Genomic DNA, 17,045 nt, shown 5'->3' with positions numbered 1-17,045 from the left:
CCCGGCTCGGGCGGCGGCTCCGCGCTCGGGCGTATGATCCTCGAGGGCGACCGCGCCGGCCTCGCCCAGGCGATGGCCGAGGCGGGGGAGGCGGTCGGCCTCTCCCGCATTCGCGTCTTCACCCAGGTCAACGGCTTCGCACGCCGCATGCTGGACGCCATGGGCCTCGCCGCGCTGGAGCAGGAGGTTGCCGCGCGCGATGGCAGCGAAGCGGGCGAGCGCCTGGCCGAGGGCCTCGCCATGCTGCGCGCCGAGGCGCGGGCCGAGGCCGAGCGCAACCTGCTGCTCTTCGCCCGCGGCGAGACCGAGGCGTTGCGGCAGGAGATGCTGCGCCGCGCCCGGCTCGCCGCCATCCCGCCGCGCGACATGGCGCGGATGCGGGCGATCGTGCGCGGCATGGCGAAGAAGCTCGCGGTGCGGCATGGCCGCCGGCGGCGCGTGGCGCGCCGCGGCGTGCTCGACCCGCGCGCCACGCTGCGGCGGAACATGGGCTGGGAGGCGATCCCCTTCCTGCGGCAATGGCGCCACAAGCGCGTTGCGCGGCCGCGCCTTGTCGTCTTCTGCGACGTGAGCGGATCGGTCTCCGCCCTCTCGGGATTCCTGCTGCTGTTCCTGCATGCGCTGGGGGAGGTGGTGCGCGACATCAAGGGCTTCGTCTTCACCGGGGACGCGATCGAAGTCAGCGCCGCGCTGAAGGATGGCCCCGCCGAGGCCGCCATCGCCCGCATCCTGGCCGAACACGGCAATGGCTCCTCCAACTACGGCACCGCGCTCGCGGGGTTCGAGAAGGCTGCAATGATCGATCGTCAGACCACGGTCGTCATCCTCGGCGATGCGCGCGGCAACCGCACGCCGCCCCGCGTCGATGCGCTGGAGGCGGTGGCGTGCCGCGCGCGGCAGGTGGTGTGGCTGAACCCGGAGCATCCAGCGCTCTGGGGTTCCGGTGACTCCGACATGCGCCGCTATCTGCCGTTCTGCCGCCTCGCGCGCCCCTGCCGCACGCTCGATGAGCTGGAACATGCGGTGGACGCGCTGCTGACGATGCACCGGGCCTAGGGGGTCAGGCCCGCTCGCAGATGCTCAGGATGGTCAGCAGGTAGATCCTGATCATGTCGAGGAAGTCGGGGATGTCCACCCGCTCGTCCGGCATGGTGTTGTAGCGGCCGCCCGGACCGCAGACCACGCCTTCCATGCCGCCGATCCGCAGCAGGTGGCCGGCATCGGTGCCGTAATAGGCGGGGGGCGTGATCGCGCCGGTCGGCTGCGGCGCGCCGCGCACCGTCCGGTAGGCGGCATTGACCGCCTGGACGATCGGGCTGTCGCGGCTGACCTCGAAGGCCGGCATGGGCTGGTGGCCGCCGGCATTCTCGACCCGCAGCGAAGCCTTCAGCCCGGGGAAACGCGCCTCCAGCGCATCGAGCTCGCGCCGCATGTCAACCAACGCGCCGTCCTGCGTCTGGCCGGGGGCATAGCGGCCCGAGCCCTTGATGCGGACGAAATCCGCCACCTGCGGCGCGCGCCATTCCTCGAGGTCGCGGCCCAGCGCGCCGTGCACCACGCCGACATTGACGCGGTTGATCGCGGCGTGTTCGGGGGAGGGGGCGCCCGAGAAGGTCATGGCGTTCAGGCGGGGAATCAGATCGCAGGCGGCGGCGATCGCATCGACGGCTTCCTCGCGCTTCGACAGATGCCGGGTGACGCCGGTCAACTCGATGACGAAGACGAAGGCGGCGGCATGCATCGTCATCGCGGCGAGGTCGGTCGGCTCGCTGTTGACGAAATAGTCGGCCCGCAGCCCCTGTTCCATCAGTGCGCGCGTGCCGATGCCGCCCTGCAGCTCGCCGACGACGAAGGTCAGGATGACGTCGCCCTTGAGCTTCACGCCGGCCTTCACCAGCGTCTTCACCGCGCAGAGGTAGGCGGCGTCGCCGGCCTTCATGTTGGAGACGCCGATGCCGTAGACGAACCGGTCATCCACCTTCCCGGCCCAGGGATCGACGGTCCAGCCCTCGCTGACGGGGTTGGTATCGACATGGCCGTTGAACAGCAGGCTTTTGCCGCCGCCGGTGCCGCGCAGCCGGCCCACCGCGTTGATCCGGTCGCCGGGGACCGGGGTGAGCTCGGCCTCCATGCCGAGCGCCTGCATCTGGCGCATCATCTCGGTGGCCAGCAGCTTCTCGCCCTCGGTCTGGCTGTAGCTCTTGTGCCGGACCATGGCGGCCAGGGTATCGAGGCAGTCCTGCGGATCGATCTGCGCCAGGATGTCCTGCGGGGTCATGCGATGCTCCATGATCAGCCGACCGGCGTCGGCGAGGCGGCGATCAGCGCGCGGGTATAGGGATGCGCATCCGGCGCATCTATTGCCGCGGCTTCCCGCAGATCCACCAGCCGGCCGCGCTGCATCACGGCGATGCGGTGGGCGATCTGGCGGATCAGGTTCAGGTCATGGGTGATGAAGAGATAGGCGGTGCCGTGCTGCCGGCGCAGCGCCAGCAGCAGCTCGATCACCTGCGCCTGCACCGAGACGTCGAGCGACGCAGTGATCTCGTCGCAGATGACGATGCTGGGCCTGGCGGCGAAGGCGCGGGCGATGGCGACGCGCTGCTTCTCGCCGCCCGAGAGCTGGTGCGGGTATTTCCGGGCATAGTCCGGCGGCAGCCGCACCTGCTCGAGCAAAGCGGGGATTTCCGTCGTCGCACCGCCATGGAGCCTGAGCGGACGGCTCAGGATCTCGCCGATGCGCATGCGCGGGTTCAGCGAGGAATCCGGATGCTGGAAGACGATCTGCACGGCGCGGCGATAGGCGCGGTCCATGGCGCCCGGCCGGTCCAGCCGGCGGCCCGCGGCCTGCACCGCGCCCCCGAAGGAGGCGAGCCCGGTGAGGCCGCGTGCGAGCGACGACTTGCCGGAGCCGGATTCGCCGACCACGCCCAGGATCTCGCCCTCCCGGACCGCCAGCGTCACGGCCTCGGTCGCCGGCGGCGGGGGTGGGCGGAAGAGGCGGCGGCGGCCGTAGCGCACGCTGAGGGCATCGGCCGCCAGCACAGTGGCGCTGCCCGGCGCATCCGCCACCAGCCGCCGCTCGGGGCGCGGCACCGCCGCGACCAGGCCGCGCGTATAGTCGTGGGCGGGCGCGCGGAACACCTGCGCGGGCGTGCCTTCCTCGACGATGCGGCCACGGCGCAGCACGCTGACGCGGTCCGCCACGCGCGAGACCAGGCCGAGGTCATGCGAGATATAGAGCGCGGCGACGCCGGTGTGCTCGCGCAGCCTGGCGAAGAGCTCGAGGATCCGCGCGCCGGTGATGACGTCGAGCGCGGTGGTCGGCTCGTCGAAGAGGATCAGCTCAGGCTGGGTGGCGAAGGCGGTGGCGATGACGACGCGCTGCTTCTCCCCGCCGCTCGCCTCGTGCGGGTAGCGCCGCATCAGCGCGGCGGGATCGCGCAGCTCGACCTCCGTCAGCGCCGCCTCGGCGGCGTCCCGCGCCTCCGGCCGGGTGAGGCCGCGGTGGCGGATCAGCACCTCCATGACCTGCTCGCCCAGTCGCAGCGTCGGGTTCAGCGCGGTGGACGGGTCCTGGAAGACCATGCCGATCCGCCGTCCCCGCACCGCCTGCACGCCGGCCGCGTCGAGGCCGCGCAGGTCGAGCCCGCCGAGGCGCAGCGCACCGCCGGCCTCGACCGCGTTGCGCGGCAGATGCCGCATGATCGCCCAAGCCAGGGAGGATTTGCCGGAGCCGGATTCGCCCACCAGCCCGACCACCTCGCCCCTGCCGATCGTGATGTTGACGCCGTCCAGCACCCGCGCGGTACCCTGGCGCAGGCGGTAGTCGAGGCTATAGGCCTCGACGCTCAGCACGGCGCTCATCGCTCGTCCCGCGGGTTCAGCGCGTCGCGCAGCCCGTCCCCCAGCAGGTTGAAGGCGATGGCGGTCACCGCGATGGCGAGCGCCGGCGCCAGGATGATCCAGGGCGCCTGGTGCACGAAGCGCCGGGCCTCGGCCACCATCAGCCCCCATTCCGGCGCCGGCGGCTGCGCGCCGAGGCCGAGGAAGCTCATGGTGGCAAAGAGCATCACCGCGAAGGCGACGCGGATCGTCGTCTCCACCACGACAGGGCCGACGACATTGGGCAGCATCTCGCGCAGCACGATGAAGAGGCTGCCTTCGCCCCGCGCCAGCGCGGCCTTGACGTAGTCTTGCGCGCGCACGTTCAGCGCGACGGAGCGGGTGACGCGCGCCATGCCCGGCGTGAAGGCGACGGCGATCGCCAGCGTCGCGTTCAGGCTGCCCTTGCCGAGGCTGCTGACCAGCAGCAGCGCCAGCAGCAGGCCCGGGATGGCCATGACCGCATCGATGTTGCGCATGATCGCCTCGTCCCAGCGGCCGCCGAGATAGGCCGAGAGCGTGCCGATCACGGCACCCGCCAGGGTGCCGAGCAGGGTCGCCAGCAGCGCGAGCGGAATGGTGGCGCGGGCGCCGGTCATGAGCCGGCTGAGCACGTCGCGGCCGAGCTGGTCGGCGCCCAGCCAGTTCTCCGCCCCGGGCGGGCGGAAGCGGCCGAGGAAGTCGATCGCTTCCGGATCACGCGGCGCCAGCGCCGGGCCGGCGATGCAGAGCAGCAGCAGAAGAAGCAGCAGCGCGCTGCCGATGGCGCCCTGCGGGGTGCGGAGCAGGCGGCGGAGCAGGTCAGTCATAGCGGATGCGCCGGTCGAGCAGGGCATAGGCGATATCGGCCAGGGTGCTGACGATGGCGTAGGTCATCGCCATGATCAGCGCCCCCGCCTGGATCGCCGGCAGGTCGCGCGCGGTGATCGCGACGATCAGTTGCCGGCCGATGCCGGGGATGGCGAAGATCTCCTCCACCACGATGATGCCGCCGAGGAGATAGCCGACATCCAGCGCCACGATGGTGATCACCGGCAGCAGGGCGTTGCGCAGGGTGTGATGCAGCAGCACCGCGCGCTCCGGCAGGCCCTTCAGCCGGGCGGCGCGGATATAGTCGCTGTGCAGCACGTCGATGGTCTCCGACCGCACCATGCGCGAGACATGCGCGACCATGATGACGGACACGGTGATGACCGGCAGCGCCAGATGCGCGAGCGAATCCCAGAGATCCTCGCTGGGCGGGACATAGCCGGTGGCGGGCAGCCATTGCAGCCAGTCGGCGAGCAGCATCAGCAGCACCGTCGCGGTGACGAATTCCGGTACGGAGACGCCGATATAGGAGACGAGGCCGGTGAGCAGATCCGCTGCGCGCCCCTGCCGCAGCGCCGCCCAGAGGCCGAGCGGCACCGCGATTGCCAGCATCAGCAGGATCGACAGCAGCGCCAGCAGCAGGGACCGCGACAGCGCCACCAGCATCATCGGCGCCACCGGCTGCCCGGTACGCATGGACAGACCGAAATCACCGGCGACGGCGTGCGTCAGCCAGCGCCAGTATTGCAGCCAGACCGGGTCGTTCAGCCCGAGCCGGTCACGCACCGCCGCCAGCGCTTCCGGCGTCGCATTCTCGCCGAGCAGCGTGACCGCGGCATCGGCCGGCAGCACCTGGGTGATGGCGAAGACCAGTACCGAGACCACCAGTACCGTATAGACGACCAGCAGCAGTCGCCGGATCAGCCAGCCCGCGCTCACCGCCGCGGCGCACCGTTGCCGAGCCAAACCTGCTCGAGGCGAAAGACCGCCGCGCGCGGGTGCAACACATAGCCCTGCACATAGTCGCGCCGCGCGCCCAGCAGGTCGAAGAAGGCGGGAATGATCGAGGGCACTTCCTCGTGCATCAATTGCTGCGCCTCGCCATACAGCCCCCGGCGCTTCGCCTCCTCGGTGGTCACCCGCGCCTCGCGCACCAGCGCGTCGAAGCGCTGGTTGTTCCAGCGCGTCTCGTTCCAGGCGGAATCGGAGGTGTAGAGCAGGGAGAAGATGGCGTCGGCGGTCGGCTGCATGTTGTAGAAGCCGACATAGAAGGCGCCCTTCTTCCAGACCTGATCCAGGTAGGTGGCGTGCGGCATGGTCTGCACGTTGATGCGGAAGCCGGCGGGGCGTGCCATTTCGCGCATCGCGACCGCGAGCTGGGTGCGCGTGCCGGGATTCTCCGAGGCCACCAGGGTCAGGTCGAGGCCGTTGGGATGACCGGCGGCGGCCAACAGGCGCCGCGCCTCCGCGATATTCGCCCGCTTCAGCGGGAGCTCCTTGTGGAAATGGTAGGCGAGGTTCATCGGCACGTCGTTGCCCGGCGTGCCGAAGCCCTGGGCGACGAAGCCCACCATCGCCGCGCGGTCCACCGTCAGCGCCAGCGCCTGGCGCACGCGGATGTCGGTGAAGGGCGCCTGGGTGCAGTCCATGTTGACGTTCAGGAACTGGCCGGAGGGCGTGCGCAGCGCCGTGACGCCGCGCGCGGAGGAGAGGCGCGGGAATTCGCCCTGGCCGGCGGTGGTCAGGATGTCGGTGTCGCCCGAGATCAGTGCCGAGGTCTCCGCGGTCGAATCCGGGAAGACCATGACCTCGACCCGGTCGACATAGGGCCGCTCGGGGTCGTGGTAGCGCTCGTTGCGCGCGACCACGATGCGGCGGTCGGGCTCGTAGGAGACGAGCTTGAAGGGGCCGGTGCCGACCGCCTGGCGCGCCAGCGCATCGAGGTCGCCGGCGGCGAAGCGCGCCGGGATAATGCGCGCCGCGGTATAGGCCAGCGCCACCGGCAGGTCGGCATAGGGCGCCGAGAGGCGGAAGAGCACGGTCCTTGCATCCAGCGCCTCGGTTGCGGCGATCGGGCCGACATTGGTGCGCGCGGGGGAGGCGGTGCGGGGATCGAGGATCGCTCGGAAGGTGGCGGCCACGTCCGCCGCGGTGCAGGGGCTGCCGTCATGGAAGACCAGCCCGTCGCGGAGCGTGAAGCGCCATTCGGTCAGGGCGTCATTGGCGGACCATTCGGTGGCCAGATCAGGCTCCGCGGTCATGTCCGGCCTGAGGCGGGTGAGGTTGCTGTAGAGCAGCTCGGTGACGAGGTATTCGGGATTGACCCGGGTGCGCAGCGGATGGATCACGCTCGCCGCCTGGTCGACGGAGACGCGCAGCACGCCACCGCGGCGCGGCGTGCCCTGCGCGAAAGCGGGCCTGCTCGCCAATCCGGCGGCGCCGGCGAGCAGAAGGCGGCGGGACAGCTCGGTCATGCGATGGGTCCTTCCTCGGCGGGCATCAGGTCCGGGGCGAAATCGGCGGCGAGATAAGCGAGCACGCTGCGCGCCAGGGCGATGAGATCGGCGGTCGTGGTGTGCTCGTCGGGGCCGTGGATGTTGTTGCCCTCGCGTCCGAGCCCGGTGAGCAGCACCTCCCGTCGGCCCGTCGCGCGCTGCACCCAGCCGAAATCGGAGCTGCTCGACGCACCCCAGGCGCGGAATTCCCCGGGCGCATAGCCGAAGCCGTGGCCGAGGGCGGCCTGCCAGCGCGGCCAGTGCGGCCCGCGTGGATCGGCGGTCGGCATCAGGTGGCCGACCAGGTCGAGCTGCGCCGCGACGCCGGCGGGCAGCGCCGCCCGGATCGCCTGCTCGATCTCGGCCCGGACGGCGTCGAAATCCTCCTCGGGGGCGTAGCGGCGGCTGATGGTCAGGGTGAGGCTGTCCGGCACCTGGCCGCCGCTGCCGGTGCCGCCTTCGGCGGCGACCAGGGCAAGGCTCGGCCGCAGCGGGCGGTCGCCCCAGGCGGGCGGCGCGGGCAGGGCGGAGGCCCGGGCGGCGATCGCGGGCTGCAGTGCGACGAGCGCGTTCATCACCGGCAGTGCGGCCTCGACCGCATTCACGGAACCGGCGGCCTCGCCCGCATGGGTGGTGCGGCCGGTCAGGCGGAGCTGCAGGTTGAACAGGCCGAAGCAGCCGGCCCAGATGCGTGCCGCCGCGGTGCCGTTGAAGTTCAGGACATGGCCTTCGACCAGCCCCTGTTCCGCGAGGTGGCGGATGCCGGGATAGAGCCCGCCTTCCTCATCCGTGCAGAACAGGAATTGCGGGTCATAGGCGAGCGTGACACCGCAGGCATCCGCCATACGCAGCGCCAGGAGGGCCGCGGCGATGCTGCCCTTCATGTCGGCGGCGCCGAGGCCGTGCAGCCGGTCGCCCTCGCGCGTCAGCGCAAAGGGATCGCGGGTCCAGCCGCGGGCCGGCGGCACGGTGTCGGTGTGGAAATAGAGGCCGAGCGCCGGCCGCCCCGTGCGCCGCCTGGCCAGCAAATTGACGCGTTCGCCGCGCGCCGGCCCGCCCGGCACCCGCCACAGCGCCTCCGGGACGCTGACCCGACGGGTCTGGAGGCTGAGCGGCGCGACCAGCTCCTCCAGCAGCGCCGCGAAGGCCGGGTAGCCGGTGCCCGGCGGGAAGGAGGTGTCCACCGCCACCATGCGCGCCAGCGCCGCCACGGCGCCCTCGACATCCTGGGCAATCCGGTCGAAGGCGGCGGCGAGCGGGGCGGGTGTCGGGTTCGGCATTGTCCTGCGACGGCAGTTTTCTCTATTCTATAGAGAATTAAGCGGAGCCAGCATGCGGCCTGTCAAGAGCGAACCGAGATCCGACGCCGCCGTTCCCCTGCGGTCGGACAGCCCCTTGCCCGTGCCGCTCTATGAGCATGTGAAGCGGCTGATCCAGGAAGGGATCATGCTAGGCACCTGGGCGCCGGGCGCCGTGCTGCCCGGCGAGGTCGCCCTGGCCGCCCAGTTCGGCGTCGCCGTCGGCACCGTGCGCCGGGCGCTCTCCGACCTGGTCACGGAAGGGCTGCTGATGCGCCGGCGCAAGACCGGGACCGTGGTGACCGGCCGCGCGCCGCTGCACAGCCTGCGGCATTTCTTCCAGTATTTCCGCCTGCACCGCGCCGATGGTGCGCTGCTGCAATCGGAGACCACGCTACTCCGGATCGAGCGCGGCGCGCCCACCGCGGCCGAGGCCGGGACCTTCCCCGAGGCCGCCGCAGGCATCATCCGCCTGCATCGCCTGCGCCGGATCGACGGCCGGCCGGTGATGCATGAATGGATGGCGCTGCCCGCCGCCCGCCTGCCCGACTTCCCGGACGCACCGCCGGCGCTGCTCTACCGCTTCCTGGTGGAGCGCTACGGCATCCGCGTCTCGGCGGTGCGGGAGAGCCTGACCGCCGCGCTGGCAAACGAGCGGGACCTATCCCTGCTGGAATTGTGCGGTCCCGCGGCGCTGCTGGTGATCGCCGAGACCGCCTATGACCAAACCGGTGCGCCGATCCTGCTCTGCGAGCACCGCGCCGTGACCGACGGCGTCTGCTACCTGCACGAGATGCGCTAAGGCCGATTATCCACGCGCGCGCCGAGGTTCCGCCCTTAACCGCGTTGCTGCAGATGGCGCCAGATGTCGGCGTCGCGGTTGTAGAAATCCGGGCGGAACTCCAACCTGCCATCGGCATCCGCAAACGCGGTCTGGTAGACCACGAATACCGGCACCGGCGTCGGCAGGCTGTTCCGGATGGTGCCGCCGATCGCGATCCCCTGATGAATTGCGTCGATCGGCTGCTGCATCAGCAGGGCAGCAAATTCGAGCGGGTTCTGCACCCGGATGCAGCCATGGCTGATGCGGCGGTTGTCGCGGCTGAAGAGATGCTTGTCCGGCGTGTCGTGCAGGTAGACGTCGAACCGGTTCGGCATGTCGAACATGATCAACCCGAGCCCTGCGTTGGGGCCCGGTTGCTGCTCCACCTCGCCATTGTCGCGCATGACCATGTTGTTGCGCGTCAGATAATGCGGGTCGCGGCTGATGATTGGCAGGATTTCAGCGGTAACGATGTCGCTCGGGATCACCCAGGGAGGGTTGAAGAAACTGGCCTCGATCATGGCGCGAAACTCAGGGCTCTGATTGCGCTGAGCATCATCGCCGACGACGACCCGGGTCGAGAAAATCGGCTGATCGGCGCGATAAAGCACCAGCCGTTGGTCAGCGACGTTGACCCAGGCGCGGTCCGCCGGCAGCGGCCGTGGCAACCAGCGCTGGCGCTCGAGGTTCACTTCGATCTGGCGCAAGCGGCTCGCCGTGGCGCTGCCGCCGGCCGGGGCGCCCGGGCGATACCGCCGCAGCGCCTGGCGCAGCGCCTGATAGGTCGGCGTCGTCGGTGCCAGGGCCTCGATTGCTGCCGCCGGATCGGGGCTGCCGATCGCCGTATCGAGCGCAGCGGCCACATCGGTCGGCTCAGGCGTCAGGGCCTCGCCATCTTTTCGGCGCTCAACCGGCACGGCGCCGAAGGCCAGCGCGCTCGCATACGACAGGAAGGCGTCCGACAGCAGCAATTCGCGGCGAAGCGGCGGAAACGTCGCTCTGCGCAGCAGCAAGCTGGCATGAAACCGCTCAGGGTCCAGGCCGTGATCGCCGGCGCGCAACACGGCATCCACCAGTGAGTCCGCCTGTGTCTGCCGGGTCGTCCATACGGGCTCGAAGCCATGGCGCGCATAGAAGCGCCGCAGCAATCCTGCATTCAGCCGTTCACCAGCGACGACCAACTCAGGCGCGTCGTCGCTCAAGTCGCGGAGTTCAGTGTCGGCAGGCAGTGCCTGCACGGGGACCGCTTCGCGCTCCGGATACGCACTGCACGCAGAGAGCGCACATGCCGCGGCGAGAGTGGTGCGCCGGGACACCGGGACCTGGGCGAAACTCAGTTGCTCCTCGCGATCAAGGCCGACCTTCCATCGCAGCGCGCGCAATATTCCACTCCTCACGCAACTGTCAGTTTGACTCCGTGCCAAGAATTGCTCTTCATTCCCGTGCTGTCCATGCCATCCAACTATGGAGAATCAGATGCTCGCCATTTCCAGGCTGGTGGCTTGCCGCAAGCTGTTCCGCAAGGCGGCAATGATCGTGGTTCCCGTGGCGCTCCTCGCGGCGTGTGCGCAGCAGCCGCCCCCGCCGCCGCCGGCGCCGGCCTATGTGCCTCCGCCGGCCCCGGCTCCGGTTCCGCCGGCCCGAGGCTAAGTCCCGGATCGCGCCAATCTGCGGACCCGCTGAGCCATCCACCTCAGAGCATGGTCGCTTCAAGTTGAAGCGACCATGGCCGCAGCCTACCGAGCGCGATCAGCCGCGGCGGACGCCCCAGAATAGGGGGTGCCCGACGCGAAGCCGGAGAGGTCCGCGCGGTCGGCCTGCAGCCGGCGGCATTTGCCACCGTGGTCTGCCGGTTGTGGATCCGTGTTGCGGCGGCGTCAGCCGCCGATGTCGAGCCAGCCGCGATCGCCGTCGATGCGGAGCCGCGTGCCGAAGGGTTCCGACAGCGCGGCGAAGCGCTGCAGGATGCCGGCACCCTCCTCGCCGGCCGCAAGCCGCGGCCGGCCGCGGCGATGCGCCGCCTCGCCGAGGCCGAGGCTCACCGGGTGGATCTCCATCCCGACGAGATCAGCGCCGTCGAAACGGCAGACCGGCATGACGCTCTCCCAGAAGCGTCGGTCCGCCGGGAAGCCCTTGGTGTCGCCCGCGGTGCGCTGCCGATAGACTTGGCCGGGCGTCATCATCGGGCTGGCGCGGAAGCGCTCGTAGGAATCAGCGGGGATGCGCGGCACCAGCTCGTTCTGGCCGATGAAATTGCCGAGGCTGTAGAAGATCGGCTTGCCCTTGTGGATCTCCATGCCCCGCAGCAGATGCGGGCCGTGGCCGACGACGAGGTCGGCGCCTTCCTCGATCATGCGGCGGGCGAAGGGGGCGATGAACTCCGCCGGCTCCTCCTTGCTCGCGCCGGCCTCATGCGCATGCAGGCTGACCAGGACGATGTCGGCGGAGAGCCGCGCCTCCCTGACCCAGCGGGCGATGTCCTCGACGTCAGTGGCTTTCGCGCTGGTGCGCAGCGCCGTCTTCTCGGCGGGGCGGAAATTCATGGCGCCGATCGGCAGAACTTCGGGATCGGCCGGCGGGAAGCCGAAGCCGAGCTTGATGATCTCGCGGCGCTGCCGCTCCAGCCCGAGCTGCTCGGCGATCGCACGGAGCTGCTCGAGCTGCGCCGGCGTCACCTCATGCATGGTGTCGTAGCGCAGCGGGTTCAGCCCGGGGCGGCCTGGCATGTCCGCGCGCTGCGCGCCGGCCTCCTGTCCCTTGGCGAAGGTGGAGGAGCAGGAGAGCAGCGCGACTGTCGCACCCGGATGGGTGTGGTAGGCGGGTCGCCGCGCATCCTCGAGGTTCGGGCCGATGCCGGCATAGGTTAGACCGCGCCGTTCCAGCGCGTCGATCCCGGCGCGCAGGCCGGAGATGCCGTAGTCGAGGCAATGATTGGTCGCGGTCGCGAAGAGGCTGAAGCCGGCCTCGGTCAGCTCGTCCAGCACCCAGGCCGGAGCGCCGAAATGCGACCCGCCGCTCTCCAGCGCGGGGTCGCCCCGGTAATCGTTCGGCACCACCTCCAGATTGGTGAAAGCGAGATCGGCACCGCGGATCAGGTCAAAGAGCGGCGTGAGCTCAGGATCGACGCGGCTTCGCAGGCGGCGCTGCAGGATGCTGTCACCGGTGAGCGCCAGGCGAAAGGGCGATGTGCTCATGTCAGATCGCGACCTCCGCCGGCACTTGCCAGGCCATATCAGGATCAAGCGGCCAGATCGGGCGCGGGATGTGGCGGAAGGGCACGCGGGTCAGCACCGGTGTCACCAGCCCCGGCCCGTCGATCTCGAGGATGCGCTCATCGGGGAAGATATCGTCGAAGCCGGCGCGGAAATGGCCGCGTGACTTCACCACGATGCCGCGCAGCGCGCGCAGGTCGATGCCGAGATGCTCCAGCATCGCGGTGTCGAGGCACTGATGGCGGATGGAGACGAAGACCACGTCGATCCGCCCCTCCAGCCGCAGCCAGGCGGTGGCGCCGAGCGAGATGCGCCGGCCGCCGATGGTGCCGCGCCGGCCGACCACTTCGCCATCCGAGAGGCCCATCACGTCAGCTTCGGCACTGAGCCGGTCGCTGCCGGGCGTCGTCTCGTCGCGGTTCAGCACCGCCGTGAAGCGGGCGCCCCTGCCGAGCGCGTGCGCCTCGGCGGCGAGCGCCGGATCGAAATGGATGGCGAAGGCCGTCCCGGTGACACCCGCGGCGAGGAAGGCCTTCAATACAGCCGTGGTGTTGCCGCGGGCGCCGCCACCGGGATTGTCCGCGACATCGGCGAAGAGCAGCGGCGGCAGGGCTGGATCGTCGCAGACCGCCTGCAGCCGCCATGCGGCCGTCTCGATCGGCATCAGCTTCGCGACCAGCTCCCCGCGCCGCGACCAGAGCAGGTCCGCGAGTTCCTTCGCCACGGCATCGGCCGCCGCCTGGTCGCCGCGGCTGGTGACGATGACGCTCATGCCGTTCTTCGGATTGTCGCCCATGCTGAAATTGCCGAGCACGGAGACGTTCAGGATCGGGCCCTTGCTGAGCTCCTGCCCGCGCGCGATCGCCGCGCCATACGGGCCGCGATCGGACAGCAGCGCGACCGAGGGCGGCAGGATCGGCAGGCGGATGAAAGCCTTCGCCGTCTTCACGCCACCGAGCAGCTCCCGCATCGCACGCGCCGCTTCCTGGCCGCGGGCGCGCATGTCGGTGTGCGGGTTGGTGAGATAGGCGATCAGCAGGTCGGTCTCCTCGACCATCCTGCGGCTGACATTGGCGTGCAGGTCGAGGGTCGAGACCACCGGCACATCCGGCCCGACGATGGCGCGCACGCGGGCGAAGATCAGCCCTTCCGGGTCGTCTTCCACGGTCGCGCAGGCGGCGCCGTGGGATTCGATGTAGACGCCATCCAGCGGCAGCGCCGCGCGCAGCCCCGGTTCCACGACGGCGAGGAATTCCTCCAGGAAGGCCTGGTCGGCCGGGCCGCTGGCGCCGGCGCTGGTGGCGGCCAGCGGGATTGGCGTCCAGGGGCCCATCGCGTCCATCGCCTCGACGAAGCCGGTGATGCCGCCGGTGTCGCGCGGCCGCTCCGCGCGGGCATCGTCGAGGATCGCCTGCCCTTCCAGCCAATGCTTCTGGCGGAACTCCTCCCGCGTCGCGGCCGGGGCAAAGCCATTGGCCTCCAGCATGAAGCTGAGCAAGGCGATCCGGGGAGCAGCAGGCATAGTGGGCAGGCTTCCAGAGAACTCGGGTCGGCGGAGACTGCGCCATCCGTATCCAAAAGCAACCCGCTGCGCCCCCCGGTTGCAGTCACCGGCGCTGGGCCATTCGCCTGGCGCGTGGCTATGCATGCGCATTCTCTGGATAAGCCGGCGACGGCTCTGCATCATCGGGACGCTGGCCGCATCCGCCCCACACCCGATGCGCCAGACAAGGTCGAGTGACGGAGATAGTTCATGTCCGACGATATCGCCGCCCGCATCGGCGCCTTCCTGGCCGGTGAACGCGCGCGGCAGACGGAATTCCTCGCGGCGCTGGTGCGCACGCCCTCCGACAACCCGCCCGGCGACCTCGCCGGCGCGGCGGAGGTGGCAGCGGCGCTGCTGGAGGGGCTTGGCCTGACGGTCGAACGCCACGCGGTGCCGGCGGACGCCGCGGCGAAGCACGGCCTAGCGTCGGTGACCAACCTGGTGGTCCGCCATCGCTTCGGCCCGGGGCCCACCATCGCGCTGAATGCGCATGGCGATGTGGTGCCGCCGGGCGAGGGCTGGACGCAGGATCCCTATGGCGCCGCCATCGTCGATGGCTGGATGTATGGGCGCGGCGCCGCGGTCTCCAAATCCGATTTCGCGACCTACACCTGGGCACTGCTGGCGTTGATCGCCTCCGGCGCGGCGCTCGGCGGCGCGGTGGAGCTGCACTTCACCTATGACGAGGAATCGGGTGGCGAGATCGGTCCGCCCTGGCTGCTCGACCAAGGCATCAGCAAGCCGGATTTTGCGATCGGCGCCGGCTTCTCCTACGCCGTCGTCGACGCCCATAATGGCTGCCTGCACCTGGAGGTGGAGCTGCGCGGCCGGTCCGCCCATGCGGCCAAGCCCTGGACCGGGGTGGATGCGCTGGAGGCGGCGAATGCCGTGCTGTCCACGCTCTTCGCCTGGCGCCGCGGACTGACGGGGCGGGTCTCCAAGGTGCCGGGGATCGGCGCACCGCAGCTCACGGTCGGGCTGATCGAAGGCGGCATCAACACCAATGTGGTGCCGGACCGGGTCGTCTTCCGCCTGGACCGCCGCATGGTGCCGGAGGAGGCGCCGGCGGAGGTCGAGGCGGAGCTGCGGGAGATCATCGCCGAAGCCGCCTCCGGCTTTCCCGAGGCGCGCTGCGCGGTGCGGCGCATCCTGCTGGCGCCGCCGCTGACGCCGCTGCCCGGCAGCGGCCGCCTCGCCGCCGCGCTGGCGAAACATGCGACGCGGGTGCTGGGCGAGCCGATCGGCGTGAGTGGCGTGCCGCTCTACACCGATGCGCGCCACTACGCCGCGCGCGGCGTGCCGATCGTGCTTTATGGCGCCGGCCCACGCAGCATCGAGGAGGCGAATGCACACCGCGCTGATGAACGCGTGCCGCTGTCGGATCTCTTCGCCGCGACGGAAGTCGTCGCGCTGGCGCTGGCGGATCTTATGTCCGTGGGCTGAACCGTTGTCGTTGGTACCAGGTAGCAAAAAGAAAAGAATGGGGGTGCGGGGGAAATTCCTTTCCCCCGCTCTTCCTCACACCACCCGAAAGTTCTGGAACTGCCAGGGATCTTCGCGATCCACGCTTTCCGGGAACAGCTTCTCGCGCCCTTCGAGCGGCGTCCAATCCGAATAGGCGCCGACGACGTCGCCGAGATAGGGCGCGCAGATCTCGAGGATGCGGGTGTGGTCGAGGCTGTCGGCCTCCACCGGGCCGCGCTCCGGGTTCTCGATCGCCCAGATCACGCCGGCGAGCACCGCGGCCGTCACCTGCAGCGAGGTGGCGTTGTTGTGCGGCGCCACCCGGCGCGCTTCCTCGATCGTCAGGCGGGAGCCGTACCAATAGGCGCCCTTCGCATGGCCCATCAGCAGCACGCCGAGCTCGTCCATGCCGGTGACGATCTCGTCGACCATCAGCCGCTTCTCCGGCTGCATCTCCCAGTTCTTGCCGGCGAGCTCGTGCACCGAGAGCACCGCGGCGTCGCAGGGGTGGTAGGCGTAGTGGCAGGTCGGGCGATAGGCGACCGAGCCGTCGCCGTTCTTCACCGTGTAGTAGTCGGCGATCGAGATCGCCTCGTTGTGGGTCACGAGGAAGCCGTGGAAGGGGCCTTCCAGCGGGGTCCAGGTGCGCACGCGGGTGCCGGCGCCGGGGCGCAGCAGGTAGATCGCGGCGTCGCAGCCGAAGCCGTGGCGGCGGCCATCCTCGGGCAGCGCCTTCTCATGGCTGCCCCAGCCGAGCTCGGCCGGCTGGTTGCCTTCGCCGACGAAGCCGTCGACCGACCAGGTGTTGACGAATTCGCCCGGGCGCTTCGGCTGGTTGGAGGCCTGGGTGTCGCGCTCCGCGATATGGACCACCTTGACGCCGAGCGACTGCGCCAGCGCGGCCCAGCCGGCGCGATCGGCCGCTGCCGGCGCCGTGACCGGCTTGCCGGTGTCGCGCGCGATAGCGAGCAGTGCCTGCTTCACGAAGTGGGAGACCAGGCCCGGATTGGCGCCATGGGTCAACACGGCGGTCGGGCCGCCGGGCGGCAGCGCCAGCACGCTCTCGCGCAGCGCGTAGTTGGAGCGCTGGGAGGGGGTTAGGGTCGGGTCGGTGTAGAGACCACCCCAGGGCTCCACCACGGTGTCGAGGTAGAGGCAGCCGAGTTCGCGGCAGAGCTCGATCAGCGCGACCGAGGAGACGTCGACCGAGACGTTCAGCAGGAAGTCGCCCTTGCCCAGCAGCGGCGTCAGCAGCGCGCGGTAGTTGTCCCGCGTGGCGGCAGTTTCCTGGAAAGCGATGCCGTATTCGGCCGCGACCTCGCGCCCGCGCGGCTCGGCGGTGACGATGGTGATGCGCTCCTTCGGCATCTGGATATGGCGCAGGATCAGCGGCAGCACGCCCTGGCCGATGGAGCCGAAGCCCAGGATGACGAGGCGCCCGTCGAAACGGGCGTGGATGGTGTCGAGGGACATCTGCGGCACTCCTGCACGAAAACAACAGCATAGGGGCGG

Annotated in this window: 13 protein-coding genes; 3 read left to right on the top strand and 10 right to left on the bottom strand. The window is 70.2% G+C overall.

The features are described 5' to 3' along the window. Nucleotides 1-1,056 (top strand): VWA domain-containing protein (locus GXW71_RS15745; RefSeq protein WP_211853483.1); only part of this gene is annotated, 1,056 nt, incomplete at its 5' end. 4 nt (nucleotides 1,057-1,060) lie between these two features. On the opposite strand, the gene GXW71_RS15740 is transcribed toward GXW71_RS15745, so the two are convergent. From GXW71_RS15740 to GXW71_RS15715, 6 genes are read right to left on the bottom strand one after another with little or no spacing between them, the layout of a single operon-like run. After that, the gene (locus GXW71_RS15740) at nucleotides 1,061-2,278 is read right to left on the bottom strand and encodes a M20 family metallopeptidase (protein WP_211853482.1); all 1,218 of its coding nucleotides are present in this window, start codon (nucleotides 2,276-2,278) and stop codon (nucleotides 1,061-1,063) included. Nucleotides 2,279-2,292: 14 nt separating this feature from the next. Then, entirely contained in the window at nucleotides 2,293-3,867 is a 1,575-nt protein-coding gene (locus GXW71_RS15735; protein ID WP_211853481.1) for an ATP-binding cassette domain-containing protein, read from the bottom strand. Next, nucleotides 3,864-4,694, bottom strand: a complete 831-nt coding sequence (locus GXW71_RS15730) for an ABC transporter permease (RefSeq protein WP_211853480.1) — start codon at nucleotides 4,692-4,694, stop codon at nucleotides 3,864-3,866. The genes GXW71_RS15735 and GXW71_RS15730 overlap by 4 nt, the downstream gene beginning before the upstream one ends. Continuing rightward, a complete protein-coding gene (locus GXW71_RS15725; RefSeq protein WP_211853479.1) occupies nucleotides 4,687-5,634 on the bottom strand; it encodes an ABC transporter permease in 948 nt (315 codons plus the stop codon). Before GXW71_RS15725 ends, GXW71_RS15730 begins: the two co-directional genes overlap by 8 nt. Continuing rightward, complete coding sequence (locus GXW71_RS15720) at nucleotides 5,631-7,169, bottom strand: ABC transporter substrate-binding protein (protein ID WP_211853478.1); 1,539 nt, start codon at nucleotides 7,167-7,169, stop codon at nucleotides 5,631-5,633. The genes GXW71_RS15725 and GXW71_RS15720 overlap by 4 nt, the downstream gene beginning before the upstream one ends. Continuing rightward, a complete protein-coding gene (locus GXW71_RS15715; protein ID WP_211853477.1) occupies nucleotides 7,166-8,470 on the bottom strand; it encodes a M20 family metallopeptidase in 1,305 nt (434 codons plus the stop codon). Before GXW71_RS15715 ends, GXW71_RS15720 begins: the two co-directional genes overlap by 4 nt. Nucleotides 8,471-8,591: 121 nt before the next feature. On the opposite strand from GXW71_RS15715, the gene GXW71_RS15710 reads away from it, so the two are divergent. Continuing rightward, entirely contained in the window at nucleotides 8,592-9,290 is a 699-nt protein-coding gene (locus GXW71_RS15710; RefSeq protein WP_367617312.1) for a GntR family transcriptional regulator, read from the top strand. Between the two features lie 35 nt (nucleotides 9,291-9,325). Here GXW71_RS15710 and GXW71_RS15705 read toward each other — a convergent pair whose 3' ends face one another. From GXW71_RS15705 to GXW71_RS15695, 3 genes are all read right to left on the bottom strand, one after another. Continuing rightward, nucleotides 9,326-10,693 carry a L,D-transpeptidase scaffold domain-containing protein gene (locus GXW71_RS15705; protein WP_211853475.1) on the bottom strand — a complete coding sequence of 456 codons (1,368 nt, stop codon included), beginning with the start codon at nucleotides 10,691-10,693 and terminating at the stop codon, nucleotides 9,326-9,328. A 495-nt stretch (nucleotides 10,694-11,188) separates the two neighbouring features. Next, complete coding sequence (locus GXW71_RS15700; protein ID WP_211853474.1) at nucleotides 11,189-12,505, bottom strand: CapA family protein; 1,317 nt, start codon at nucleotides 12,503-12,505, stop codon at nucleotides 11,189-11,191. Nucleotide 12,506: 1 nt separating this feature from the next. Next, nucleotides 12,507-14,045, bottom strand: a complete 1,539-nt coding sequence (locus GXW71_RS15695) for a M81 family metallopeptidase (RefSeq protein WP_211853473.1) — start codon at nucleotides 14,043-14,045, stop codon at nucleotides 12,507-12,509. A gap of 231 nt (nucleotides 14,046-14,276) precedes the next feature. On the opposite strand from GXW71_RS15695, the gene GXW71_RS15690 reads away from it, so the two are divergent. Continuing rightward, nucleotides 14,277-15,512 (top strand): M20/M25/M40 family metallo-hydrolase, encoded by a 1,236-nt coding sequence (locus tag GXW71_RS15690; protein ID WP_211853472.1) that lies wholly within the window; start codon nucleotides 14,277-14,279, stop codon nucleotides 15,510-15,512. Nucleotides 15,513-15,587: 75 nt separating this feature from the next. Here the strand turns inward: GXW71_RS15690 and GXW71_RS15685 are convergent, their stop codons facing one another. After that, a complete protein-coding gene (locus GXW71_RS15685; RefSeq protein WP_211853471.1) occupies nucleotides 15,588-17,006 on the bottom strand; it encodes a homospermidine synthase in 1,419 nt (472 codons plus the stop codon). Nucleotides 17,007-17,045 lie beyond the last annotated feature (39 nt).

The sequence above is a fragment of the Plastoroseomonas hellenica genome, from assembly GCF_018129085.1.
GTDB classification, from domain to species: Bacteria; Pseudomonadota; Alphaproteobacteria; order Acetobacterales; family Acetobacteraceae; genus Plastoroseomonas; species Plastoroseomonas hellenica.
The sequence above is the reverse complement of the archived record's forward strand: the minus strand, read 5'-3'. Positions and strand labels throughout refer to the sequence as shown.

Coding starts and splice junctions, on each gene's coding strand:
- GXW71_RS15715 (WP_211853477.1), bottom strand. CDS start 8,470: ATGCCGAACCCGACACCCGCCCCGCTCGCCGCCGCCTTCGACCGGATT.
- GXW71_RS15735 (WP_211853481.1), bottom strand. CDS start 3,867: ATGAGCGCCGTGCTGAGCGTCGAGGCCTATAGCCTCGACTACCGCCTG.
- GXW71_RS15720 (WP_211853478.1), bottom strand. CDS start 7,169: ATGACCGAGCTGTCCCGCCGCCTTCTGCTCGCCGGCGCCGCCGGATTG.
- GXW71_RS15685 (WP_211853471.1), bottom strand. CDS start 17,006: ATGTCCCTCGACACCATCCACGCCCGTTTCGACGGGCGCCTCGTCATC.
- GXW71_RS15690 (WP_211853472.1), top strand. CDS start 14,277: ATGTCCGACGATATCGCCGCCCGCATCGGCGCCTTCCTGGCCGGTGAA.
- GXW71_RS15695 (WP_211853473.1), bottom strand. CDS start 14,045: ATGCCTGCTGCTCCCCGGATCGCCTTGCTCAGCTTCATGCTGGAGGCC.
- GXW71_RS15740 (WP_211853482.1), bottom strand. CDS start 2,278: ATGACCCCGCAGGACATCCTGGCGCAGATCGATCCGCAGGACTGCCTC.
- GXW71_RS15730 (WP_211853480.1), bottom strand. CDS start 4,694: ATGACTGACCTGCTCCGCCGCCTGCTCCGCACCCCGCAGGGCGCCATC.
- GXW71_RS15700 (WP_211853474.1), bottom strand. CDS start 12,505: ATGAGCACATCGCCCTTTCGCCTGGCGCTCACCGGTGACAGCATCCTG.